Origin of the sequence: Enterobacter sp. Y17 (assembly GCF_019730495.1) — a bacterium.
GTDB lineage: Bacteria > Pseudomonadota > Gammaproteobacteria > Enterobacterales > Enterobacteriaceae > Enterobacter > Enterobacter asburiae_B.
Genome location: NZ_JAASKP010000001.1, coordinates 2180601 through 2206388 on the forward strand (window position 1 = coordinate 2180601; position 25788 = coordinate 2206388).

The 25788-nt window shown below is 55.5% G+C and carries 21 protein-coding genes; 15 read left to right on the plus strand and 6 right to left on the minus strand.

What is annotated here, in order from left to right:
* Positions 1-153: 153 nt before the first annotated feature.
* From kdpF to potE, 9 genes are all read left to right on the plus strand, one after another.
* Positions 154-243: a K(+)-transporting ATPase subunit F gene (gene kdpF, locus HCH49_RS10305; protein ID WP_014069365.1), complete on the plus strand. Its 90-nt coding sequence runs from the start codon at positions 154-156 to the stop codon at positions 241-243.
* Entirely contained in the window at positions 243-1922 is a 1680-nt protein-coding gene (gene kdpA / locus HCH49_RS10310) for a potassium-transporting ATPase subunit KdpA (protein WP_033144945.1), read from the plus strand. The genes kdpF and kdpA overlap by 1 nt, the downstream gene beginning before the upstream one ends.
* An 18-nt stretch (positions 1923-1940) precedes the next feature.
* The gene (kdpB, locus tag HCH49_RS10315; protein ID WP_039261299.1) at positions 1941-3989 is read left to right on the plus strand and encodes a potassium-transporting ATPase subunit KdpB; all 2049 of its coding nucleotides are present in this window, start codon (positions 1941-1943) and stop codon (positions 3987-3989) included.
* A gap of 12 nt (positions 3990-4001) precedes the next feature.
* A complete protein-coding gene (gene kdpC, locus HCH49_RS10320) occupies positions 4002-4577 on the plus strand; it encodes a potassium-transporting ATPase subunit KdpC (protein ID WP_033144943.1) in 576 nt (191 codons plus the stop codon).
* Positions 4578-7265 carry a two-component system sensor histidine kinase KdpD gene (gene kdpD / locus HCH49_RS10325; RefSeq protein WP_023310777.1) on the plus strand — a complete coding sequence of 896 codons (2688 nt, stop codon included), beginning with the start codon at positions 4578-4580 and terminating at the stop codon, positions 7263-7265.
* Positions 7262-7939 carry a two-component system response regulator KdpE gene (gene kdpE / locus HCH49_RS10330; RefSeq protein ID WP_221702634.1) on the plus strand — a complete coding sequence of 226 codons (678 nt, stop codon included), beginning with the start codon at positions 7262-7264 and terminating at the stop codon, positions 7937-7939. The genes kdpD and kdpE overlap by 4 nt, the downstream gene beginning before the upstream one ends.
* 279 nt (positions 7940-8218) lie before the next feature.
* Positions 8219-8323 (plus strand): leader peptide SpeFL, encoded by a 105-nt coding sequence (speFL, locus tag HCH49_RS10335; protein ID WP_003858645.1) that lies wholly within the window; start codon positions 8219-8221, stop codon positions 8321-8323.
* Between the two features lie 254 nt (positions 8324-8577).
* Entirely contained in the window at positions 8578-10776 is a 2199-nt protein-coding gene (speF, locus tag HCH49_RS10340) for an ornithine decarboxylase SpeF (protein ID WP_221702635.1), read from the plus strand.
* The gene (gene potE / locus HCH49_RS10345; RefSeq protein WP_221702636.1) at positions 10773-12086 is read left to right on the plus strand and encodes a putrescine-ornithine antiporter; all 1314 of its coding nucleotides are present in this window, start codon (positions 10773-10775) and stop codon (positions 12084-12086) included. Before speF ends, potE begins: the two co-directional genes overlap by 4 nt.
* Before the next feature lie 143 nt (positions 12087-12229).
* On the opposite strand, the gene pgm is transcribed toward potE, so the two are convergent.
* Positions 12230-13870 carry a phosphoglucomutase (alpha-D-glucose-1,6-bisphosphate-dependent) gene (gene pgm, locus HCH49_RS10350; protein ID WP_032649535.1) on the minus strand — a complete coding sequence of 547 codons (1641 nt, stop codon included), beginning with the start codon at positions 13868-13870 and terminating at the stop codon, positions 12230-12232.
* 24 nt (positions 13871-13894) lie between these two features.
* Complete coding sequence (gene seqA / locus HCH49_RS10355; RefSeq protein ID WP_008501070.1) at positions 13895-14443, minus strand: replication initiation negative regulator SeqA; 549 nt, start codon at positions 14441-14443, stop codon at positions 13895-13897.
* Between the two features lie 183 nt (positions 14444-14626).
* On the opposite strand from seqA, the gene ybfF reads away from it, so the two are divergent.
* The 4 genes from ybfF (at position 14627) to fur (ending at position 17239) form a co-directional block, all read left to right on the plus strand.
* Positions 14627-15400, plus strand: coding sequence for an esterase (gene ybfF / locus HCH49_RS10360; protein WP_033144939.1), 774 nt, complete (start codon positions 14627-14629; stop codon positions 15398-15400).
* Between the two features lie 128 nt (positions 15401-15528).
* Positions 15529-15816, plus strand: a complete 288-nt coding sequence (gene ybfE / locus HCH49_RS10365) for a LexA regulated protein (protein WP_028019455.1) — start codon at positions 15529-15531, stop codon at positions 15814-15816.
* Positions 15817-15971: 155 nt separating this feature from the next.
* Entirely contained in the window at positions 15972-16502 is a 531-nt protein-coding gene (fldA, locus tag HCH49_RS10370; protein ID WP_008501067.1) for a flavodoxin FldA, read from the plus strand.
* 290 nt (positions 16503-16792) lie between these two features.
* Positions 16793-17239 (plus strand): ferric iron uptake transcriptional regulator, encoded by a 447-nt coding sequence (gene fur, locus HCH49_RS10375; RefSeq protein ID WP_014169146.1) that lies wholly within the window; start codon positions 16793-16795, stop codon positions 17237-17239.
* Positions 17240-17377: 138 nt separating this feature from the next.
* Here the strand turns inward: fur and chiQ are convergent, their stop codons facing one another.
* The 4 genes from chiQ to nagE all read right to left on the minus strand — a co-directional run bounded on the left by chiQ (position 17378) and on the right by nagE (position 23454).
* Complete coding sequence (gene chiQ / locus HCH49_RS10380) at positions 17378-17704, minus strand: ChiQ/YbfN family lipoprotein (RefSeq protein WP_064673663.1); 327 nt, start codon at positions 17702-17704, stop codon at positions 17378-17380.
* Positions 17705-17751: 47 nt separating this feature from the next.
* The gene (gene chiP, locus HCH49_RS10385) at positions 17752-19149 is read right to left on the minus strand and encodes a chitoporin ChiP (RefSeq protein WP_221702637.1); all 1398 of its coding nucleotides are present in this window, start codon (positions 19147-19149) and stop codon (positions 17752-17754) included.
* Between the two features lie 446 nt (positions 19150-19595).
* The gene (gene glnS / locus HCH49_RS10390) at positions 19596-21263 is read right to left on the minus strand and encodes a glutamine--tRNA ligase (RefSeq protein ID WP_029740147.1); all 1668 of its coding nucleotides are present in this window, start codon (positions 21261-21263) and stop codon (positions 19596-19598) included.
* Positions 21264-21432: 169 nt separating this feature from the next.
* Complete coding sequence (gene nagE, locus HCH49_RS10395; protein ID WP_221702638.1) at positions 21433-23454, minus strand: N-acetylglucosamine-specific PTS transporter subunit IIBC; 2022 nt, start codon at positions 23452-23454, stop codon at positions 21433-21435.
* 328 nt (positions 23455-23782) lie between these two features.
* Here nagE and nagB point away from each other — a divergent pair, with 328 nt between their 5' ends.
* The gene (gene nagB, locus HCH49_RS10400) at positions 23783-24583 is read left to right on the plus strand and encodes a glucosamine-6-phosphate deaminase (RefSeq protein WP_221702639.1); all 801 of its coding nucleotides are present in this window, start codon (positions 23783-23785) and stop codon (positions 24581-24583) included.
* A 55-nt stretch (positions 24584-24638) separates the two neighbouring features.
* The gene (nagA, locus tag HCH49_RS10405) at positions 24639-25787 is read left to right on the plus strand and encodes an N-acetylglucosamine-6-phosphate deacetylase (RefSeq protein WP_193138915.1); all 1149 of its coding nucleotides are present in this window, start codon (positions 24639-24641) and stop codon (positions 25785-25787) included.
* The last annotated feature ends 1 nt before the right edge of the window (position 25788 follow it).

Genomic DNA, 25788 nt, shown 5'->3' on the forward strand with positions numbered 1-25788 from the left:
TACAAAAAAGTTAACAGTTTACTTATCAATAGTTAAATTGTGGGCTTTGCCATTTTTATACTTTTTTTACACCCACCCTCCCCATTTTTGCGAAATCTTTGCGCCGGAAATCCTACCGTTGGTACAACAACGAAAGTCACCTGGAGGTGGATTGTGAGTGCAGGTCTTATTGCCGGCATCGTGCTGGTGTTCCTGTTATTGGGTTATCTGGTCTATGCCCTGATTAATGCGGAGGCCTTCTGATGGCTGCTCAGGCGTTTCTGCTTATTGCCAGCTTCTTAGTGGTACTGTTCATTCTGGCAAGGCCACTGGGATCGGGACTGGCACGATTGATCAACAACGTTCCTCTGCCCGGCACGGGAAGCGTTGAAAAAGGGATCTGGCGCGTGCTGGGAATAGACGATCGGGAGATGAACTGGCGTCAGTATCTGATCGCCATTTTGCTGCTGAATATCGTTGGGCTCATTGCGCTTTTTGCCATGCTGATGTTGCAGGGCATCCTGCCGCTGAATCCGCAACAGTTACCGGGCCTGTCCTGGCATCTTGCGCTGAACACAGCGGTGAGCTTTGTCACTAACACCAACTGGCAGTCCTACGCCGGTGAAACCACGCTGAGCTATTTCAGCCAGATGATCGGGTTAACCGTGCAAAACTTCCTCTCGGCCGCCAGCGGTATTGCCGTGATCTTCGCGCTGACCCGTGCGTTTGCGCGTCAGAAAATCAATACCCTGGGTAATGCGTGGGTGGATCTGACCCGCATTACGCTGTGGATCCTGCTGCCAATTGCGCTGCTAATCGCGCTGTTCTTCATCCAGCAGGGCACCCTGCAAAACCTGATGCCTTACGCGCCCTATACCTCGCTGGAAGGTGCAAAACAGCTCCTGCCGATGGGGCCAGTAGCGTCACAGGAAGCCATCAAAATGCTCGGGACGAACGGAGGTGGCTTCTTCAACGCCAACTCGTCGCATCCGTTTGAAAACCCTACCGCATTAACCAATTTTGTGCAGATGCTGGCGATTTTCCTGATCCCCGCCGCGCTCTGCTTCGCCTTTGGTGACGTGGTTAACGATCGCCGTCAGGGCCGCACCCTGCTCTGGACGATGTCACTTATCTTTGTAGTCTGCGTGGCGCTGGTGATGTGGGCTGAATGGAGCGGCAACGGCCATTTCATGCAGCTGGGGGCCAACAGCAATATCAATATGGAAGGTAAAGAGAGCCGCTTTGGCATTCTTGCCAGCAGCCTGTATGCGGTGGTCACCACGGCGGCCTCGTGCGGGGCTGTCAACGCCATGCATGATTCTTTTACGGCGCTGGGTGGCATGATCCCGATGTGGCTGATGCAGATTGGCGAAGTCGTCTTTGGCGGCGTGGGTTCGGGTCTTTACGGCATGCTGCTGTTCGTGCTGCTGGCGGTGTTTATTGCCGGTTTGATGATTGGCCGCACTCCGGAATACCTCGGTAAAAAAATCGACGTCCGCGAGATGAAATTAACCGCGCTGGCGATTCTGGTCACCCCTGCGCTTGTGCTGCTCGGCACCGCGCTGGCGCTGATGACCGAGGCCGGACGCAGCGGCATCTTTAACCCGGGCATTCACGGTTTTAGTGAAGTGCTGTATGCCGTCTCCTCTGCCGCCAACAACAACGGCAGCGCCTTTGCGGGCTTAAGCGCCAACTCACCGTTCTGGAACTGCCTGCTGGCATTCTGCATGTTTGTGGGTCGCTTTGGGATCATTGTGCCGGTGTTGGCGATTGCCGGATCGCTGGTGAATAAAAAAATCCAACCGACCACCACCGGGACATTACCGACCCACGGCGCGCTGTTTATCGGCCTGCTGACGGGCACCGTGTTACTGGTCGGCGCCCTGACCTTTATCCCCGCCCTCGCGTTAGGCCCGGTCGCGGAATACCTCTCTTTACGCTGATTTTGCGGAGAAATTGTCATGAGTCGTAAACAACTGGCCCTGTTCGAACCGTCATTAGTTCGCCAGGCGCTCATGGATGCGGTGAAAAAGCTGAGCCCGCGCGTGCAGTGGCACAACCCGGTGATGTTTATTGTCTGGGCGGGAAGCGTCCTGACCACCGCCCTGGCGATTGCCATGGGAACGGGCCACATGCCGGGAAATGCAACGTTTACCGGCGCCATCAGCCTGTGGCTGTGGTTTACCGTGCTGTTCGCCAACTTTGCGGAAGCGCTGGCGGAAGGCCGGAGTAAAGCCCAGGCCAACAGCCTGAAAGGGGTGAAGAAAACCGCCTTCGCGCGCAAGCTGCGTGAACCGAAATACGGCGCGCAGATGGACCACGTTCCGGCTGATGAACTGCGTAAAGGCGATGTGGTGCTGGTGGAAGCCGGTGACATTATCCCTTGCGACGGTGAAGTCATCGAAGGGGGCGCCTCGGTGGATGAAAGCGCCATTACCGGGGAGTCCGCGCCGGTTATCCGTGAGTCCGGCGGCGATTTCGCCTCCGTGACGGGCGGGACGCGCATTCTCTCCGACTGGCTGGTGATCCAGTGTAGCGTTAACCCGGGGGAAACCTTCCTCGACCGGATGATCGCCATGGTGGAAGGCGCCCAGCGCCGTAAAACGCCGAACGAGATCGCCCTGACCATCCTGCTGGTGGCCCTGACCATCGTCTTCCTGCTGGCAACCGCGACGCTGTGGCCGTTCTCCGCCTATGGCGGCACCGCGGTCACTATCACGGTGCTGGTGGCGCTGCTGGTCTGCCTGATCCCCACCACCATTGGTGGCCTGCTGTCAGCCATCGGCGTAGCCGGCATGAGCCGTATGCTCGGTGCCAACGTCATCGCCACCAGCGGGCGTGCGGTTGAAGCCGCCGGTGACGTGGACGTCTTACTGCTGGATAAAACCGGGACCATTACCCTCGGTAACCGCCAGGCGTCAGATTTCCTGCCCGCCCCGGGCGTGGATGAAAAAACGCTGGCAGACGCCGCGCAGCTCTCTTCGCTTGCAGATGAAACCCCGGAAGGCCGCAGTATCGTGATCCTCGCCAAGCAGCGCTTTAACCTGCGCCAGCGCGACGTTCAGAGCCTTCACGCTACTTTCGTGCCCTTCACGGCGCAAACCCGCATGAGCGGCATTAACATTCAGGATCGCATGATCCGTAAAGGCTCTGTTGACGCCATCCGTCGCCACATTGAGGCCAACAATGGCCACTTCCCGCCGGAAGTGGACAGCCTGGTCGAAAGCGTGGCCCGTCAGGGGGCAACGCCGCTGGTGGTGGCCGAAGGGGCACACGTGCTGGGGGTGATTGCCCTGAAGGATATCGTCAAAGGCGGCATCAAGGAGCGCTTTGCCCAGCTGCGTAAAATGGGGATCAAAACGGTGATGATCACCGGGGATAACCGTCTTACCGCCGCGGCGATTGCCGCCGAAGCGGGCGTGGATGATTTTCTTTCTGAAGCCACACCGGAAGCAAAACTGGCGCTGATTCGTCAGTATCAGGCGGAAGGCCGTCTGGTGGCGATGACGGGCGACGGTACCAACGATGCCCCTGCCCTGGCGCAGGCCGACGTGGCGGTGGCGATGAACTCCGGTACCCAGGCGGCAAAAGAGGCGGGCAACATGGTCGACCTCGACTCAAACCCGACCAAGCTGATTGAAGTGGTGCACATCGGCAAGCAGATGCTGATGACGCGCGGGTCGCTGACTACGTTCAGTATCGCCAACGACGTGGCGAAATATTTCGCCATCATTCCGGCGGCGTTTGCTGCGACCTACCCGCAATTAAACGCGTTGAACGTGATGCACCTGCACTCTCCGGCATCGGCCATTCTGAGCGCAGTGATCTTTAACGCCCTGATTATTGTCTTCCTGATCCCGCTGGCGCTGAAAGGCGTGAGCTATAAGCCGCTCACCGCCGCCGCCATGCTGCGCCGCAACCTGTGGATTTACGGCCTGGGCGGGCTGGTGGTGCCCTTCATCGGTATCAAGGTTATCGACCTGCTGTTGACGCTGTTCGGCCTGGTTTAAAAGGTGAATCAAATGACGATGTTACGCCCCGCTATACTTCTGTTTATTCTGCTGTCTCTCATTACCGGCGGGCTGTACCCGCTGGTGACCACCGCGCTGGGCCAGTGGTGGTTTAAGGATCGGGCCAACGGCTCGCTGATTATGCAAAACGGTGAAAGCCGCGGTTCACGCCTGATTGGTCAGAACTTTACCGATGCCCGTTACTTCCAGGGGCGCCCTTCCGCCACTGCCGAAAGCCCGTATAATCCGATGGCATCCGGCGGCAGTAACCTGGCGGGTAGCAACCCCGAGCTGGACAAAGCCGTTGCTGAGCGCGTGGCAGCCCTGCGCGCCGCTAATCCGCAGGCCAGCCGTGAGGTGCCCGTAGAGCTGGTGACCGCCTCGGCCAGCGGGCTGGACTACAGCCTGACGCCGGCAGCCGCGGCATGGCAAATCCCGCGCGTCGCCGCGGCCCGTCAGCTGACCGTCGAACAGGTTAGCCAGCTGGTTGCAGAGCACACGCAAAAGCCGCTGGTCAGCTTTATCGGCATGCCCGTGGTGAATATTGTTGAGCTGAATCTGGCGCTGGACGCGCTAAGGAAAAACTAAATGACCGACGAGCCCATGCGCCCGGATCCGGACAGGCTGCTCGAACAGACGGCCGAAGCCCATCGCGGCAAACTGAAAATTTTCTTTGGCGCCTGCGCAGGCGTCGGGAAAACCTTCGCCATGCTGACGGAAGCCCAGCGGCTTCGGGCGCAGGGGCTCGATATATTGATAGGCGTGGTAGAAACCCACGGACGCAAAGAGACCGCATCGCTGCTGAAGGGGCTGGCCACCCAGCCGCCCCGCCGTATCAGCCACCGCGGTCGGCTAGTCACCGAATTCGATCTCGATGCCGCCCTCGCCCGCCGTCCCGCCCTTATCCTGATGGACGAACTGGCGCACAGCAATGCGCCAGGCTCACGCCATCCAAAACGCTGGCAGGATGTCGAGGAGCTGCTCGAAGCCGGCATCGATGTTTTCACGACGGTTAACGTTCAGCATCTGGAGAGCCTGAACGACGTGGTCAGCGGCGTGACCGGCATTCAGGTGCGCGAGACGGTGCCCGACCCCTTCTTTGATTCTGCCGATGAAGTGGTGCTGGTCGACCTTCCCCCCGACGATTTGCGCCAGCGCCTGCACGAAGGCAAGGTTTATATTGCCGGCCAGGCCGAGCGCGCCATCGAACATTTCTTCCGTAAAGGCAACCTGATTGCCCTGCGCGAGCTGGCCCTGCGTCGTACTGCCGATCGCGTCGACGATCAGATGCGCGCCTGGCGCGACCTGCAGGGCCAGGAGCGCGTCTGGCATACGCGAGATGCCATCCTGCTGTGCGTAGGCCACGGCAGCGGCAATGAAAAGCTTGTCCGCACCGCCGCGCGCCTGGCGGCCAAATTTGGCAGCGTCTGGCATGCGGTGTATGTCGAAACGCCGCAGCTGCACGCGCTGCCCGAGAACCAGCGTCGCGCGATATTGAGTTCGCTTCGCCTGGCGCAGGAGCTGGGTGCCGAAACCGCCACCCTTTCCGACCCTCAGGAAGATAAAGCCATTTTGCGCTACGCCCGTGAGCACAATCTGGGAAAAATCGTGATTGGCCGTCGCCAGCATCGCCGCTGGTTTAGCCGCGAATCGTTTGCCGACAAGCTGGCCCGCCGCGCACCGGATCTGGACCTGGTGATCGTGGCGCTGGATGATAAGCCCACGCCGTTACCCAGCCGCGCGCCGGACAGCCGTGCCTTCAGCGATAAATGGCGCATTCAGCTGCGCGGCTGTCTTGTCGCCGTCGTGCTCTGCGCCCTGATTACCGTGATTGCCAGCCAGTGGCTGATCGCGTTTGATGCCGCCAACCTGGTGATGATCTACCTGCTTGGCGTAGTGGTGGTGGCGCTCTTTTACGGGCGCTGGCCGTCGGTGCTGGCGACGGTGATTAACGTCATCAGCTTCGATCTGTTCTTTATTGCCCCGCGCGGGACGCTCGCCGTGTCGGATGTTCAGTACATTCTCACCTTTGCGGTGATGCTCACCGTCGGGCTGGTAATCGGGAATCTGACGGCGGGCGTGCGCTACCAGGCGCGTATTGCCCGCTATCGCGAACAGCGCACGCGCCATCTCTATGAGATGTCGAAATCGCTGGCGGTGGGCCGCACGCCGCTGGATATCGTGCAGACCAGCGAGCAGTTCATTCGCTCGACGTTTCATGCCAGCAACCTGATTTTACTCCCTGACGAACACGGCAAGCTGCGCCCGCTGACGTCGGCCTCAGGCATGACGCCCTGGGACGAAGCCATCGCGCGCTGGAGCTTTGATAAAGGGTTACCTGCGGGCGCAGGGACCGACACCCTGCCCGGCGTGCCCTACCAAATTCTGCCGCTGCGCAGCGCCGATAAAAATCAGGGGCTGGTGATTGTTGAGCCCTCAAACCTGCGCCAGCTGATGATCCCCGAACAGCAGCGGCTGCTGGAGACCTTTACGCTGCTGGTTGCCAGCGCGCTGGAGCGGCTTGCCCTCACCGCCAGCGAAGAGCAGGCCCGGCTGGCGAGCGAGCGTGAAAGCATTCGTAACTCGCTGCTGGCGGCGCTCTCTCACGATCTGCGAACCCCGCTCACCGTCCTGTTTGGTCAGTCAGAAATCCTGACGCTGGACCTGGCGGCCGAAGGCTCTAAACACGCCCTTCAGGCCAGCGAGATCCGCCAGCATGTGCTGAATACCACGCGTCTGGTGAATAACCTGCTCGATATGGCGCGTATCCAGTCAGGCGGTTTTAACCTCAAAAAAGAGTGGCTCACGCTTGAAGAGGTAGTGGGCAGCGCCCTGAAAATGCTCGAACCCGGCCTGGGCGGGCGGCATATTGCGCTGAACATGCCCGAGCCCCTGACCTTAATTCACGTTGATGGTCCGCTGTTTGAACGGGTGCTGATCAACCTGCTGGAAAATGCCGGCAAATATGCGGGCGCCAGCGCCCAAATTGGCGTAGATGCAACGGTGGACGACGGCACGCTTCATCTTGACGTCTGGGATACCGGACCCGGCATTCCAGCCGGGCAGGAGTTGGCTATTTTCGAAAAATTCGCGCGCGGCAATAAGGAGTCTGCCATTCCGGGCGTGGGGCTGGGGCTGGCGATTTGCCAGGCGATCATTGACGTCCATGGCGGGTCCATCTCCGCAGAGAATCGCCCCGAAGGCGGCGCGCGGTTTTGTGTTACACTTCCTCTGGAAACCCCGCCAGAACTTAATGAATTACCAGAGGATTTGTGATCAACGTTCTGATTGTTGAAGATGAGATCGCCATTAGCCGTTTTCTGCGCGCTGCGCTGGAAGGGGACGGTCTGCGCGTTCATGATGCGGGTACGCTTCAGCGGGGTTTAATTGAAGCCGCCACCCGCAAGCCGGACCTGGTGATCCTCGATCTTGGTTTGCCGGACGGCGACGGCATCGATTTTATCCGGGAAGTGCGTCAGTGGAGCCAGATGCCGATCCTCGTGCTCTCCGCGCGTACTGAAGAGACGGATAAAATCGCGGCGCTGGATGCCGGTGCAGATGACTATCTGATTAAACCTTTTGGTATCGGCGAGCTTCAGGCTCGCCTTCGCGTGGCGCTGCGTCGCCACAGCGCAACCACGCCAGCTGACCCAACCTACACGTTTGGGGATATCCGGGTTGACCTGGCCGCGCGGCGTATTGTGCGCGGTGAAGAAGAAATCCATCTGACGCCAATAGAATTTCGCCTGCTCGCCGTACTGCTCAACAACCACGGCAAGGTACTCACCCAACGCCAGCTGTTAAGTCAGGTGTGGGGGCCCAACGCGGTGGAACATAGTCATTATTTACGCATATATATGGGACACCTTCGTCAGAAACTCGAAGTTGACCCCGCTCGCCCCCACCATTTATTAACTGAAACCGGTATCGGTTATCGGTTTATGCTTTGAATAACTATTCATTTTATTTTTAAATAAAAACGAAATCCCTCAGACAATATTTCACAAATAACCCATAAATTATTTTTACGGGCTATTTTTGCTCATTTAAAACATTGACAACACAACCTGTTAACGCATCATCAACAAATCAGAATTTTGATCTGCGATATTCATCTAAAACGAATATTTATTTCTGATTTGATCGGTTAACGGTGATCTACCTCACGGTTAATCGTCTTTCCCTGGATAAAATGACCATGCTTTCAATTACTGAAAGGAAAATGAAACATGGAAAACAACAATCGCTTAATGCCCCATATAAGGCGGACAACACATATCATGATGTTTGCCCACCGAAACTGCTTTGACTTTCATCTCTTTAATGCCCGGTAGTCCTTCGACTTCTGGCGCACTCGCTTACAGGTTATCCTGAAATACCTTATTTTACAGGCCATTGCCTGTGAACTCGTGCGCTCATTCATTTTAATTCAGACTCATCCGCACCGGGCGGACTGAATTTCAATCATCAAAAAAGCAATTCACTGATTTTAATCAGCGGCCACCCTTTGCTTTTTTTCCGGTAAATTATCGATTTCTTTCTTGCAAGAAATCGAGGGACGCTTATTACCTAAAATAAAGAGAGAAAGATGAAAAGTTTAAAAATCGCAGCCAGCCGTGCATGTCCGGATTGCTTTACTACCCAGCGTGAACTGGTAGATGTCCGCGCCTCTGATTATATTGATGTTGCCGCCATTGTTCTGGCGGTCACGGATATTGCCAGCGGTATCCTGGACGAAATAGAAGCCACCGGTTTTGGCATTCCTGTTTTTGTCGCGACGCACAAAGAGGAATTCATTCCGGCAGACTATTTATCGCGCATTCACGGCGTATTTGAGTATTCAGACACCAGCAACGACTTTTATGGACGCCAGCTGGAAGCGGCAGCCCAGAAGTATGAAACCCAGCTGCGCCCGCCGTTTTTCCGCGCCCTTGTCGACTATGTGAAGCAGGGCAACAGCGCGTTTGACTGCCCGGGGCATCAGGGTGGCCAGTTCTTCCGCCGTCATCCTGCCGGTAATCAGTTTGTCGATTTCTTTGGTGAGACGCTTTTCCGCTCCGACCTGTGTAACGCCGACGTGGCGATGGGCGATCTGCTGATCCACGAAGGCGCGCCGTGCATCGCCCAGCAGCATGCGGCAAAGGTCTTTAATGCCGATAAAACCTACTTCGTGCTGAATGGCACCTCGTCATCCAACAAAGTGGTGCTTAACGCCCTGCTCACCCCGGGTGACCTGGTGCTGTTTGACCGTAACAACCACAAATCTAACCATCACGGTGCCCTCCTCCAGGCTGGTGCAACGCCGGTCTATCTGGAAACCGCGCGCAACCCGTACGGCTTTATTGGCGGCATTGACGCCCACTGCTTTGAAGAAAGTTATCTGCGCGAGCTGGTGGCGGAGGTGGCGCCGGGCCGTGCACGCGATGCGCGTCCGTTCCGTCTGGCGGTGATCCAGCTGGGTACCTACGATGGCACCATCTATAACGCCCGTCAGGTGGTGGATAAGATTGGGCATCTGTGTGATTACATTCTGTTTGACTCGGCCTGGGTGGGTTACGAGCAGTTTATTCCGATGATGGCCGACTGCTCTCCGCTGCTGCTGGAGCTGAACGAAAACGATCCGGGGATCCTGGTCACCCAGTCCGTGCATAAACAGCAGGCCGGCTTCTCGCAGACCTCGCAAATCCATAAGAAAGACAGCCACATCAAAGGGCAACAGCGCTATGTCCCGCACAAGCGGCTGAACAATGCCTTTATGATGCACGCCTCCACCAGCCCGTTTTATCCGCTGTTCGCTGCGCTGGACATTAATGCCCGTATGCATGAGGGCCAGAGCGGCCGCAACATGTGGATGGACTGCGTGGTGAACGGTATCGAAGCGCGCAAGCTGATTCTGGAGAACTGCCGGTATCTGCGCCCCTTCGTGCCGGAAACGGTGGATGGCCTCCCGTGGGAAAGCTGGGACACGGCGAAAATTGCGACCGATCTGCGCTTCTTCCACTTCGTACCGGGTGAAAACTGGCACGCTTTTGAAGGCTACGCTGAGCATCAGTATTTTATCGACCCGTGCAAGCTCCTGCTGACCACGCCGGGTATTAACGCCCGCACCGGGGAGTATGACGACTTCGGCGTGCCCGCCACTATCCTCGCCAACTTCCTGCGTGAAAACGGCATCGTGCCGGAAAAATGCGATCTCAACTCGATCCTGTTCCTGCTCACGCCTGCGGAAGATATGGGCAAACTGCAGCAGCTGGTGGCGCAGCTGGTGCGCTTCGAAAAACTGCTCGAGAGCGATGTTCCGCTGAAAGACGTCCTGCCATCTCTCTACAAACAGCATCCGGAACGTTACGCGGATTACACCCTGCGCCAGATCTGCCAGGAAATGCATGACCTGTACGCCCGCCACAACGTGAAACAGCTGCAGAAAGAGATGTTCCGCAAGTCTCACTTCCCACGCGTGATGATGAACCCGCAGGACGCGAACTACGCCTATCTGCGCGGTGAAGTTGAACTGGTCTCCCTGCGCGACGCGGAAGGCCGCATCGCCGCCGAAGGCGCGCTCCCTTATCCGCCAGGGGTGCTGTGCGTTGTCCCAGGGGAAGTCTGGGGCGGTTCCGTGCTGCGCTACTTTGCCGCGCTGGAAGAAGGCATCAACCTGCTGCCGGGCTTCGCGCCGGAGCTGCAGGGTGTGTACGTCGAGGAGTGTGAGGGTCGCAAGCAGGTTCGCTGTAACGTCATCAAACAACCCGCCGCTCAGCCCACGCTGCTGAAAGGAGAGAAATTATGAGTAAGTCCAACAAGATGGGCGTGGTGCAGCTGACCATCCTCACCATGGTGAACATGATGGGCTCCGGGATTATCATGCTGCCCACCAAACTGGGAGAGGTGGGCACCATCTCTATCATCTCCTGGCTGGTGACGGCAGTCGGTTCAATGGCGCTGGCGTGGGCGTTCGCCAAGTGCGGGATGTTCAGCCGTAAGTCAGGCGGCATGGGGGGCTACGCCGAATACGCCTTTGGCAAGTCGGGCAACTTTATGGCCAACTATACCTACGGGGTATCGCTGTTGATCGCCAACGTGGCGATTGCCATCTCCGCCGTGGGCTACGGTACGGAGCTGTTTGGCGCGACGCTCAGCCCGGTGCAAATTGGGCTGGCGACCATCGGGGTGCTGTGGATCTGTACCGTGGCTAACTTTGGCGGCGCGCGTATCACCGGACAGCTCTCCAGCATCACCGTCTGGGGCGTGATTATCCCGGTTGTCGGCCTGTGCATCATCGGCTGGTTCTGGTTCAGCCCGACACTCTACGCCAACTCCTGGAACCCGCACCATGTGCCATTCTTTACCGCGGTCGGCTCTTCAATCGCCATGACGCTCTGGGCCTTCCTGGGTCTGGAATCCGCCTGTGCGAACGCGGAAGTGGTAGAGAATCCGGAGAAGAACGTGCCGATTGCGGTCCTCGGCGGCACGCTGGGCGCGGCGGTGATCTATATCGTCTCGACTAACGTGATTGCCGGGATTGTGCCAAACATGGATCTGGCAAACTCTACGGCGCCGTTCGGTCTGGCCTTCGCGCAGATGTTCACGCCTGAGGTCGGGAAAGTGATCATGGGGCTGATGGTGATGTCCTGCTGCGGTTCACTCCTCGGCTGGCAGTTCACCATCGCACAGGTCTTTAAATCCTCGGCTGATGAAGGTTACTTCCCAAAAATCTTCTCCCGCGTGACCAAAGCGGATGCGCCGGTGCAGGGCATGCTGGCGATTGTTATCTTCCAGAGCGGATTGTCGCTGATGACCATTAGCCCGTCGCTGAACAGCCAGTTCAACGTGCTGGTCAACCTGGCGGTGGTGACGAACATCATTCCGTATATCCTGTCGATGGCAGCGCTGGTGATCATTCAGAAGGTGGCGAAGGTGGATCCACGCAAAGCGCGCGCGGCCAATATCGTGGCGCTGATTGGGGCAATCTACAGCTTTTATGCGCTCTACTCATCCGGCCAGGAAGCGATGCTCTACGGGGCAATGGTGACCTTTATGGGCTGGACGCTGTACGGTCTGGTGTCACCGCGGTTTGAATTGAAGAATAAGCATAGCTAAAAAAAGCCCGGTGGCGCTAGCGCTTACCGGGCCTACGAGGTCAAAGCAAAACGGCAACCCAGGGGTTGCCGTTTTTAATGTTTTCTCCCTCTCCCTGTGGGAGAGGGCCGGGGCGAGGGCATCAGCCCGCACCCATACCGCACTTACGCGTTTTTCAGCACTTCGCTGACAATCTCTACCGCCTCTTTCTCAATCTGCTGACGGTGCTCAGCGCCGAGGAAGCTTTCGCAATAGATTTTGTACGCATCTTCCGTACCGGACGGACGCGCGGCGAACCAGCCGTTCTCGGTCATCACTTTCAGACCACCAATGGATGCGCCGTTGCCCGGTGCAGCCGTCAGACGCGCGGTGATCGGATCGCCCGCCAGGGTGCTTGCGCTGACCATCTCCGGAGAGAGTTTGGACAGGGCCGCTTTCTGAGCTGACGTCGCGCTAGCCTGAATACGGTTATAGCTTGGTGCACCAAAGCGTGCCGCCAGGTCGTTGTAGTGTTCCTGCGGGTTCTTACCGGTGACCGCGGTGATCTCCGCCGCCAGCAGGCACATGATGATGCCGTCTTTATCGGTTGACCATGGCGTGCCGTCGAAACGCAGGAAAGATGCGCCCGCGCTCTCTTCACCGCCGAAGCCGAAGCTGCCGTCGTGCAGACCGTCAACGAACCATTTGAAGCCGACCGGCACTTCCACCAGCTTGCGGCCCAGCGCCTCGACCACGCGGTCGATCATCGCGGAGGAAACCAGCGTTTTACCGACGGCCACCTCTTTGCCCCACTGCGGGCGGTGCTGGAACAGATAGTTAATTGCAACAGCCAGATAGTGGTTCGGGTTCATCAGCCCGGCAGGCGTGACGATACCGTGACGGTCATAATCCGGATCATTAGCAAACGCCAGATCGAATTTATCACGCAGCGCCAGCAGGCCCGCCATCGCGCACTCGGAGGAGCAGTCCATACGGATCGCGCCGTCTTTATCCAGGTGCATAAAGCGGAAGGTCTGATCGACGTGATCGTTCACGATGGTCAGATCCAGCTTGTAGTGCTCGGCGATACGTTTCCAGTATTCGATACCGGAGCCGCCCAGCGGATCCACGCCCAGCTTCAGACCGGCTTTCTGGATGGCCGCCATATCGACGATATCCGCCAGCCCTTCCACGAACGGCTGAACCAGATCCTGCTCTTTCACGTGACCGGACGCCATGGCAGCATCCAGAGAAATACGCTTCACGCCTTTCAGACCGTCAGCCAGCAGCGCGTTCGCACGATCTTCCACCACTTTGGTGACGTTAGTGTCGGCCGGGCCACCGTTAGGCGGGTTGTATTTGATACCACCGTCTTCCGGCGGGTTGTGGGATGGCGTGATAACAATACCGTCCGCCAGCGCGCCACCTTTTTTGTTGTGCACCAGGATGGCGTTAGAGACCGCAGGCGTTGGGGTGAAGCCATTGTTCTCCTGAACAATCACATCGACGCCGTTTGCCGCCAGCACTTCCACAACAGAGATGAACGCCGGTTCAGACAGGGCATGGGTATCTTTCCCCACGTAGCACGGACCGGTAACGCCGTTTTTAGCGCGTTCTTCCGCAATGGCCTGAGCAATGGCCAGAATATGCGGTTCGTTAAAGCTGTGGCGCGCCGCGCTGCCGCGGTGACCAGATGTACCAAACTTCACTGCGTGTTCTGCGTTGCCCACGACCGGTTTCAGCACGTAATACTGCGCGGTCAGCTGAGCGACGTTAATCAAATCGCTTTGTTGTGCAGGTTGGCCTGCACGGCTGTGATTTGCCATTACCGGGTCCTTCTGATGCAAGGGTTAAATTGTACCGCAAACCTTTTCAATCAATTCCGCCGGGAACTGCATGGACTGCATGATGTGTTCAATCATGCTGCACTTGCGGCCCGTATTGGTATTGGTGATCACCCAGTACGGGGTGCCAGGAACATGTTTAGGTTTGGTTTGATTGCCATTTTGCAGCAGCGTCTGCTCGTCGCCCGCGAAGTAGACGCGAGTACGGCCGTGAAGCGACTCGGTCGCTTCAGCAAACGCTTTGTTATCTAGTGAGTAAAGTGTAGACAGCACCAGCATAAAGCGGTTAACCGCCTTTTTCTGCTCCGCGTATTCATCGGAGAGCAGCAGCTCGCGCATCGCGCGCACTTTATCTTTTGCCGGCGTCACGGCAGGTTTTGCTTGTGCAACAACGCTCGGCTGAGACACGACATCTTTGGTGACTGGGGTAGCAGGCTGTGAAGCGGCGGAAATTTTAAGCATGCGCCGTAAAATGTCGGACGCGCTCTCCCCGATATGCCGCGTCTGGCTGGCAATATACTGATAGAGTTCGTCATCAACTTCGATTGTTTTCATCTTAATCCAGTGCGATATCTTATCTGAATACAAGTCATTGGGATTATAAGGTCAAATCCCAACAGCGGATAGCGTCAAACCAGGTTGGCCGCAAAAGTCAGATTAAACTGGAACCTTGCAGCCGGGCGGCAGAATGGTCAACATGATACCCTAACCTGACATACGTAAAAAAAGAACTTTGCCATGAAATTGAATACCCGAGCGCAAACTGCACAATCGCCGAACAATAATTCTCCCATCGTACTGGTTCACGGGCTTTTTGGCAGTCTGGATAACCTGGGCGTGCTGGCGCGCGATCTGGTTACCGACCACGATATTTTACAGGTCGATATGCGCAATCATGGTCTTTCCGGGCGTTCCGACGAGATGACCTACGCGGCGATGGCGCAGGATCTGCTGGATACGCTGGATGCCCACGACCTGCAAAAGGTGACCCTCATCGGGCATTCAATGGGTGGCAAAGCGGTGATGGCCCTGACGGCACTGGCCCCGGACCGTATTAGCGGCCTGGTGGTGATTGACGTCGCGCCCGTGGATTATGACGTCCGCCGTCACGACGAGATTTTTGCCGCCATCAATGCGGTCACAGAAGCGGGTGTCGCGACGCGCCAACAGGCGGCTGCCGTCATGCGTGAGCATCTTGATGAAGAAGGCGTCGTGCAGTTCCTGCTGAAGTCGTTTGTTGACGGCCAATGGCGTTTTAACGTGCCGGTACTCTGGGAGCAGTACAATAACATCGTGGGCTGGGAAACCGTCCCCGCCTGGCCACACCCTACCCTCTTTATTCGCGGTGGAAACTCGCCTTACGTTACCGACGCGTACCGCGACACGCTGCTGGCCCAATTCCCGCAGGCTCGCGCCCACGTGATTGCCGGTGCCGGGCACTGGGTGCATGCGGAAAAACCGGATGCTGTACTGCGCGCCATTCGCCGCTATCTCACTGATACTGCAAATTGATTAAAAAGAAAGCGACTGGAAGGCTGCGGGCTTCCAGTCGTTGGCGTGCCGTTTTTGGTGATGTATGATGGCGCGCTTATCGCCCGGGCATTAGCAGGGCGGCGTGTTTCCCCCGAAGTCTCAGAATCATGGCCAAAGAACAAACGGACCGTACGACACTAGATCTGTTCGCGAATGAGCGTCGCCCGGGACGACCCAAGACGAATCCGCTTTCGCGCGATGAACAGCTGCGTATCAATAAACGCAACCAGCTTAAACGCGATAAAAATCGTGGGCTTAAGCGTGTCGAACTGAAGCTTAACGCCGACGCCGTCGACGCGCTGAACGAGCTGGCTGACGCGCGAAATATCAGCCGCAGCGAGCTCATTGAAGAGATGTTGCTCGTCCAGCTTGAGACGTTACGCAGCCAGGCATAAGTCTGAAAATCCCCTTTCTCACCCTTTTCATGTAGCACAGAGTGCAGTCCTGCGCGATAGCTGTTTCCGCAGGGTTGCCAGTTCTGCTATTATTGCCCTTATCCGTGGCCGAATTGCGCCACCATACTATTAAGTTTCAAGAGGTTATTTTACTCATGGCAATCATCGGCATTTTCTTTGGCAGTGATACCGGCAATACCGAAAATATCGCAAAAAACATTCAAAAACAGCTCGGTAAAGACGTTGCTGATGTGCATGACATCGCCAAGAGCAGCAAAGAAGATCTGGAAGGCTATGACATTCTGCTGCTGGGTATCCCAACCTGGTACTACGGTGAAGCCCAGTGCGACTGGGATGATTTCTTCCCGACGCTGGAAGAAGTGGACTTCAACGGTAAGCTGGTCGCCCTGTTTGGCTGTGGCGATCAGGAAGACTACGCCGAATACTTCTGTGACGCGCTGGGCACCATCCGCGATATCATTGAGCCGAACGGCGCGGTTATCGTAGGCCACTGGCCGACCGCCGGTTACCACTTCGAAGCGTCTAAAGGCCTGGCCGATGACGATCATTTCGTAGGCCTGGCCATCGACGAAGACCGTCAGCCAGAACTGACCGCAGAGCGCGTTGAGAAGTGGGTGAAGCAGATCCGCGAAGAACTGCACCTGGATGATATTCTGAACGCCTGATTTTATCGCGGCGCAACTGCGGTTGCGCCCATGCTCCAGGTCAAACCGATTAAATTAATCGCTACAATCTTTTAACTTTTTCGCCCAGACCTGTACAATGTCTCCCTGATAAAACGTGGTTTTCCATTGAGCAAGTTTGTTGGTGATACCACGTTTTTATAAGCATATTTTGCCTGAGACTTGCAGTTTTCATTTAGCCATGGCAGTTCTATAATGAGACGCATTATCCCGGGTGCATTTTCTGTCACTTCCTACAGAAGTGAATCGTTTAGCAACAGGACAGATTCCGCATGACTGACAACAATACCGCATTAAAGAAGGCTGGCCTGAAAGTTACGCTTCCTCGGTTAAAAATCCTTGAAGTGCTTCAGGGTCCAGACAATCACCATGTCAGTGCGGAAGACCTTTATAAACGTCTTATCGACATGGGTGAAGAGATTGGGCTGGCTACCGTCTATCGCGTGCTGAACCAGTTTGATGACGCGGGCATTGTTACCCGTCATAATTTCGAAGGCGGTAAATCCGTTTTCGAACTGACCCAGCAGCAGCACCACGATCACCTGATCTGCCTCGATTGCGGCAAGGTCATTGAATTCAGCGATGATTCCATCGAAGCGCGCCAGCGTGAAATCGCGGCGCGTCATGGCATCCGCCTGACGAACCACAGCCTGTACCTTTACGGTCACTGCGCTGAAGGCGACTGCCGCGAAGACGATCACGCGCACGACGCGAAATAATAAGATTCATACTCTGAGCCAGCCGAAAGGCTGGCTTTTTTTTGCCTAAAAAAGCCCGGTGGCGCTGCGCTTACCGGGCCTACGGGCTATAACACCTTTGTAGGCCCGGTAAGCGCAGCGCCATCGGGCGTAAAGCACTTAATTATTGTTATTGCGTATCTCGTTCCAGATCTTATCGCAACGCTTCGCCACTTCCTGATCGTTACCGGTTTTACGCGCCTGGATGCAGGCCTGATAATCCATCACGCGGACGTTTTCCTGCGTCGCGAACTGCTCATGCGCTTTCTCTTTCTTCAGCACGTTCAGCACGCTCTGACAGGCTTGAATTTTCTCCGGCGATCCTTCCGCAGTATTTATGCAGGCGCTATACGCCTCCTTCAGACGGGAGTCCTCTTTCGGCGCCTGATTCTGAGCACACGCCACCAGCCCTGATGCCAGCAACGCGACGATTACAATTTTTTTCATCATGTGCAGTCTCCATGCCGGCGGGACTCAGCCCGCCGGTGCGTTCATCAGAAGATGGTGAATGGGGCAATAACCATGAATTTCACGTCACGCTCATCCTGGAAGATGTTGCCGTAACCGCCCGCATAGCTCGGGATATCGGAGTGGTTGTCATACTGGGTGAAGTGCAGTTTGAACATCGTGCCTTTCGCACGGCCATCCTGCAGGGTATAGATAGCATCGAGGCTGTAGGAAGACTCTTTCAGGCGATAGTTGGGATCGTAGTATGCGTCCGGCGTGGCCATATCGGCAGGTTTTGCGTCCCAGGCGTAAGCGTAAGAAGCGCCCACCGCCCAGCCAGGCAGGTTCCAGTTTTTCAGGTCATACATTGCGCCGAAGAAGACCGCTTTCTCGCCGTCGGCGTTGAAGTCTGAGCGGTTATCCCACCAGATATCAAGACGACCGTTGGAGGAGGCGTAGGTCGGGGTCATACGCTGCAGGAAGTAGCCCTGCTGCCCTTCCGCCTTCACCCATGTGCCTTCCAGACGCAAATCAACCTGACCGACCTTGTAGCCGAAGGTTAACGCCTGCAGCCACGCGGTGCCGTCATAAATGTCGTTGACGCCACCGTTGCTGACCTTGTCGCGCGTACCGTAGAACTGGTAGCTGGTGCTCAACGGGCTACCCGCGACATCGAATTTATAGCTGGCCTTAGCAAAATACTGATCGACATAGCCTTGTGCCTGACCGAATGCCGCTTCAAGCACCAGATCGTTTTTAAAGTCGTACTTCGCGCCCAGCGAGTGCAGGTAATCGACTTTGGTTTTTTTATCGTTCTGGTAGAACTTGTCCATCTCGATGTGCCACGGTGCTTTGTACTCGTTGGTCCACATATAGGAGAAGCTCAACGCACCCGCATCACCGTAGTCAAAGTTCGCCCCGGCTTCTGCACCCTGATAGGTACCCGGCATAAAGCTCCAGTGCGGTGCTAACAGAGTCTGGCCAGTTGGCTGAATATAACCACCGCGCGCCCAAACCGGACCGTATTTAAATTTTGCAGCGGCTTTGTAAAGGCTGATACCGCTCTTATCCCCGGACCAGTCTTCTTTATAGGCTTTGTTGCTGGAGGAGAAGGCAATTTCGTTCGGGTGGGCGCTGTCGCCGTTTTCCGCCATTTCAATCGCGGTAAACGCAGCAATATCCAGACCGAACATATCCGCGGCATAGCCTGACTGGAAGTCCAGGTTGGCGTTCCAGGTGGAGTGAGAAAGGTTGGTTTTGTATTTGTCTTCGGTGACGTCTTTACGGTCACGTTCACGCTGCCAGTAATAAATACCGCCCGTGAGGGTAGAATCATCGATGAAGCCCGCCGCTTTCGCCTCTGGTGTCACCACCAGACCCGACATTGCTGTCACACCGGCAATAGCCAGCGCCAGCGCACTACTTTTGCCACTGAACGTACGCATAGATTATTCCTCTTTGACGAATTAAAACGCCTGAAGCGGCGTAAATAAAAAAGACCAAATGGTCAGGGGTAGTTTTAAATACCCTCGAATTAACTACCGTCTTTAGGTTATTTTTCGCGACACGAATTATCAATGCTTTTTAGCGGACAAAAGTCAGGATTATGACGAAGTGCACATAATTGGTAGCGCTTTGTAACATTTGTGAGAAGGCGAGGAATGGCGGGGAATTATCAGGTATTTCAGTGGCTAGGCGTGAGAATTCTTTCCTTTTTTATAACCTTTTTAATTTCCGCAATGATACAAACTTTTTTTTGAAAAATAAGTAGCACCTCATTGACCTGATATTTTTATGACGCCTTTTTAGGCCCTGTCTTAATACCCTGATCGTTAAATAAAAAAACGCCGCATAGTGCGGCGTTTGTCTCTCATTGACCAGACCAGCAATATTATTCGCCGATCTTCGTCCAGGTATCACGCAGGCCTACGGTACGGTTGAATACCGGTTTTTCCGCCGTGCTGTAACGGCTGTCCAGGCAGAAGTAACCTTCACGTTCGAACTGGAACGCTTTGCCCGCTTCAGCGGCTTTCAGAGAAGGCTCCGCATAACCCTGCTTGATCACCAGAGATTCCGGGTTGATGGTCGCCAGGAAGTCTTCCGCTGCACCTGGGTTAGGCACGCTAAACAGACGATCGTACAGACGGATTTCTACCGGCAGCGCGTGGGAAGCGCTCACCCAGTGAATCACGCCTTTCACCTTGCGGCCATCCGCCGGATCTTTGCTCAGCGTTTCAGCGTCATAAGAACAGAAGATGGTGGTGATATTCCCTTCCGCATCTTTCTCTACGCGCTCGGCTTTGATGACGTAGGCATTACGCAGACGCACTTCTTTACCCAGCACCAGACGCTTGTACTGCTTGTTGGCTTCTTCGCGGAAGTCAGCGCGGTCAATCCAGATGTCACCGCTGAACGGCACGTCACGGCTACCCATTTCCGGTTTGTTCGGATGGTTAGGCATGGAGACCAGCTCGCTTTCACCCTGCGGATAGTTTTCGATAACCAGTTTCACCGGGTCGATAACGGCCATCGCGCGCGGGGCGTTTTCGTTGAGATCTTCGCGAATGCAGGATTCAAGGGAGGCCATCTCGATGGTGTTGTCCTGCTTGGTCACGCCGATGCGTTTGCAGAACTCACGAATAGAGGCTGCAGTGTAACCACGACGACGCAGACCCGAGATGGTTGGCATACGTGGGTCATCCCAGCCTTCAACGTGCTTGTCGGTCACCAGCAGGTTCAGCTTACGCTTGGACATCACGGTGTATTCCAGATTCAGACGAGAGAACTCGTATTGGCGTGGATGCACAGGAATGGTGATGTTATCCAGCACCCAGTCGTACAGACGACGGTTGTCCTGGAACTCCAGCGTACACAGGGAGTGCGTAATGCCTTCCAGCGCATCGCTGATGCAGTGGGTAAAGTCGTACATCGGGTAGATGCACCACTTGTTGCCGGTCTGGTGGTGTTCCGCAAACTTAATGCGGTACAGCACCGGATCGCGCATCACGATGAACGGAGACGCCATGTCGATTTTGGCACGCAGGCACGCTTTGCCTTCTTCGAAGCCACCGGCACGCATTTTTTCAAACAGCGCAAGGTTCTCTTCCACGCTGCGATCGCGGAACGGGCTGTTTTTGCCCGGGGCGGTCAGCGTACCGCGATATTCACGGATTTCATCAGCAGACAGTTCGTCAACATACGCCAGACCCTTGTTGATCAGTTCAACCGCGTAGGCGTACAGCTGATCAAAATAGTCAGAGGAGTAGCAGATATCGCCAGACCAGTTGAAGCCCAGCCATTGCACGTCATTCTTGATGGACTCAACGTATTCGATGTCTTCTTTTACTGGGTTGGTGTCATCGAAACGCAGGTTGCACTGTCCCTGGTAGTCTTGCGCAATGCCAAAGTTCAGGCAGATGGACTTCGCATGCCCGATATGCAGGTAGCCGTTCGGCTCCGGCGGGAAACGGGTATGAACTGTGGTGTGCTTACCACTGGCCAGATCTTCATCGATGATCTGACGAATAAAGTTACTCGGGCGGGCTTCTGCCTCACTCATCGTGGATTCCTCAAAGCGTAAACAACGTATAACGGCATATGATCTTATAAGCCGGACGTAGTGACAACCCTTAAAACGTCTCTGAAGAAAATAATGGGGGCTTTTGCTGCAAAAAAAAGCGGCGGAGGATATCCCCCGCCGCTTAAGGCATGACTCTACTCAGGAGCGATTACTTGCCTTTAATCTCATACAGCGGTGTTTGACCCGCAACAACCTGACCTTTCGCCTGAATGACCAGGCCACTGAAGTCATCGATGTTGCTGCAAACGACCGGGCTTATCATGGAGCGCGCGTTGGCGTTCAGGAAGTCCAGATCCATTTCCAGAATCGGCTGCCCGGCCACCACTTCAGCGCCCTCTTCCACCAGGCGAGTAAAGCCCTGACCGTTCAGCGCAACGGTATCGATACCCATGTGGACAACGATCTCCGCGCCATTTTCGGTTTCGAGGCAGAACGCGTGGTTGGTGTTGAAGATTTTCACGATGGTACCGGCCGCCGGAGACACAACGGTTTTTTCCGTTGGTTTCACCGCCACACCGTCACCAACCGCTTTGCTGGCGAAGGCTTCGTCAGGCACCTGCTCAATCGCAACCACTTCACCTGTTACCGGTGAAACCAGCGCGGCTACCGTTTTGGCGTTCGGTACCGCCTGCGGTTTTGCAGCCGCTGGCGCGGCGGCAGGTGCGGCAGAAGCGTCTGCTGCGGCTACCGGACCAGTGGTTTTCATGGCATTAGCAATTTTCTCTGCCACGAAGCCAACGATAATCTGCACGCTGGTTTTGTTCAGGCGGATAACGCCGGAAGCACCCAGACGTTTGGCCAGCGCTTCGTTAACCAGAGAAGAGTCTTTGACGTTCAGACGCAGACGAGTGATACAGGCGTCGATACCGGTCAGGTTGTCAGAACCGCCGACAGCGGCGATGTACTGACGCGCCAGGCCTGAAACGTCCTGATCCTCAGCACCGCTCACGTTCACATCCTGACCATCCGCTTCGCTACCGGCCACGGCCAGTTCACGACCCGGGGTCATCAGGTTGAATTTGGTGATAGTGAAACGGAACACCATGTAGTAGATCGCGAAGAACACCAGACCTTGCGGGATCAGCATCCACCAGTGGGTCGCCAGCGGGTTACGGGACGACAGCACCATATCCACCAGACCGGCGCTGAAGCCGAAACCGGCAATCCAGTGCATGCTGGCAGCGATGAACACGGAGATACCGGTCAGCACGGCGTGGATCACATACAGAACCGGCGCCACGAACATGAAGGAGAACTCCAGCGGCTCGGTGATACCAGTGAAGAAGGCCGCGAACGCCCCCGCCATCATGATACCCAGCACTTTCGCTTTGTTCTCTGGACGCGCGCAGTGGTAGATAGCCAGCGCAGCACCCGGCAGACCAAACATCATGATCGGGAAGAAGCCCGCCTGGTAACGACCGGTGATACCGACAACCGCTTTACCTGCTTCGATGGACTGTGCGCCACCCAGGAAGTTAGGGATATCATTAATACCGGCAACGTCGAACCAGAATACGGAGTTCAGCGCGTGGTGCAGACCGACCGGGATCAGCAGACGGTTGAAGAACGCGTACACGCCCGCGCCGACAGAACCCAGTTTCTGGATGTGCTCACCGAAGTTCACCAGACCGTCGAAGATCATCGGCCAGACGTACATCATGATGAACGCGACAACGATCATCACAAACGAGGTCAGGATAGGAACCAGGCGGCGACCGCTAAAGAAGGAGAGCGCTTTTGGCAGCTCTACGCTGCTGAAGCGGTTATACAGTTCGGCGGAGATGATACCCACAAGGATACCGACAAACTGGTTGCTGATCTTACCGAATGCCGCCGGAACCTGGTCCGCCGGAATTTTTTGGATCATGGCCACCGCTGCAGGCGAGCAGAGGGTGGTTAACACGAGGAAACCGACAAAACCGGTCAGCGCAGCGGCACCGTCTTTGTCTTTGGACATACCGTAAGCCACACCAATCGCGAACAACACGGACATGTTGTCGATAATGGCGGAACCTGACTTGATAAAGAACGCCGCCAGCGCGCTGGTATTACCCCAGCCGTTGGGGTCGATCCAGTAGCCGACACCCATCAGGATGGCTGCGGCAGGCAGCGTGGCGACCGGCACCATAAGCGCGCGGCCAACCTTTTGTAAATAACCTAGAATACTCACTTTCTTCCCCCTATGAGACCCCGTTTAAGGCATGTTCTCAGCTCTGTTTTTTATTGTGTCACGAACTATAGATACAGTTGATGCTTCACTGGCATTGTGAGTGTGTGAAAAATTAATTCGTATCGCAAATTAAACGCGTACTTTTTGTGATTTTTGTCACCAAATATCGTTATTCACCCTCCCTTATACTGGCTAACAGCGAAAACTTATTTTATCATTCAAAAAATCAAGACGGATTGATCCGGCCTGAAAGTTTCCAGGTTACGCTTAAGTATCAGGTCCCGATAGCCATCCGCCCACTCTTCTACTTAAACTCTTGAGGTGAACAATGAGACTGATTCCCCTGGCAACTGCTGAACAAGTCGGTAAATGGGCCGCTCGCCATATCGTTAACCGTATTAACGCCTTTAAACCGACCGCCGATCGTCCTTTCGTTCTTGGACTTCCGACAGGCGGCACGCCGCTGACCGCCTATAAGGCGCTGATTGAGATGCATAAAGCAGGCCAGGTTAGCTTCAAACATGTTGTGACCTTCAATATGGATGAATACGTTGGCTTACCGAAAGACCACCCGGAAAGCTACCATAGCTTTATGCACCGTAATTTCTTTGATCACGTTGATATTCCATCTGAAAATATTAACCTGCTGAATGGAAACGCGCCTGATATTGACGCAGAATGCCGTCAGTATGAAGAAAAAATCCGTTCTTACGGTAAGATCCACCTGTTCATGGGTGGTGTAGGTAATGATGGTCATATCGCGTTTAACGAACCGGCGTCATCTCTGGCTTCCCGCACCCGTATTAAAACGCTGACCCATGACACGCGCGTGGCAAACTCCCGCTTCTTTGACGGCGATGTTAACCAGGTTCCAAAATACGCCCTGACCGTAGGCGTAGGCACCCTGCTGGATGCCGAAGAAGTGATGATTCTGGTGCTGGGCGGCGTGAAAGCGCAAGCGCTCCAGGCTGCCGTTGAAGGCAACGTTAACCATATGTGGACCATCAGCTGCCTGCAGCTGCATCCTAAATCCGTCATCGTCTGCGACGAACCGTCCACGATGGAGCTGAAGGTAAAAACGCTGAAATACTTCAACGAGTTAGAAGCTGAGAACATCAAAGGTCTGTAATTGAATAACCGCCTCTTCAACAAGAGGCGGCCGCTTTTTTTAACCGGGGGTCGTTATGTACGCTTTAACCCACGGTCGGATTTATACCGGCCATGAAATTCTGGATGACCATGCGATTGTTATCGCTGATGGCCTGATTGAACGTGTTTGTCCGCTGGCAGAACTGCCGCCGGAGATTGAACAGCGCTCACTCAATGGAGCAGTAATCTCCCCCGGTTTCATCGACGTACAGCTCAACGGCTGCGGCGGTGTGCAATTCAATGACACTGCGGATGCGGTGACGGTCGAAACGCTGGAGATCATGCAGAAAGCCAACGAGAAATCGGGCTGCACCAGCTATCTGCCAACGCTCATCACCAGCAGTGATGACCTCATGAAGCAGGGTATCCGCGTGATGCGCGAATACCTGGCCAAACACCCTAACCAGGCGCTGGGTCTGCACCTTGAAGGGCCATGGCTGAATATGGTCAAGAAAGGAACGCATAACCCGAATTACGTGCGTAAACCTGATGCAGAGCTGGTTGACTACATGTGTGCGAACGCCGATGTGATCGCCAAAGTGACGCTGGCGCCTGAAATGACGGGTACGGATGTCATCAGCAAACTGGCTGGTGCCGGGATTATCGTTTCAGCAGGCCACTCAAACGCGACGCTGAAAGAAGCGAAAGCCGGTTTCCGCGCGGGCATTACTTTCGCAACGCACCTTTACAACGCTATGCCGTATATCACAGGCCGTGAACCGGGTCTGGTCGGGGCGATTCTGGATGAACCAGACGTCTACTGCGGCATTATTGCTGACGGCTTACATGTCGATTACACCAACATCCGCAACGCTAAGCGGCTGAAAGGTGACAAGCTTTGTCTGGTGACGGATGCCACCGCACCGGCAGGTGCAAATATTGAGCAGTTCATTTTTGCCGGTAAAACAATATACTACCGCAATGGACTGTGTGTGGATGAAAACGGTACGCTGAGCGGTTCCTCTTTAACCATGATTGAAGGGGTGCGTAACCTGGTTGAACATTGCGGGATTGCGCTTGATGAAGTCCTGCGTATGGCCACCCTTTATCCGGCGCGCGCAATGGGCGTGGATAAACAGCTCGGCGAAATTGCACCAGGTATGGTTGCAAACCTGACGGCATTCACACACGATTATAAAATTATTAAGACCATCGTTAATGGTAACGAGGTCGTCACTGAGTAAG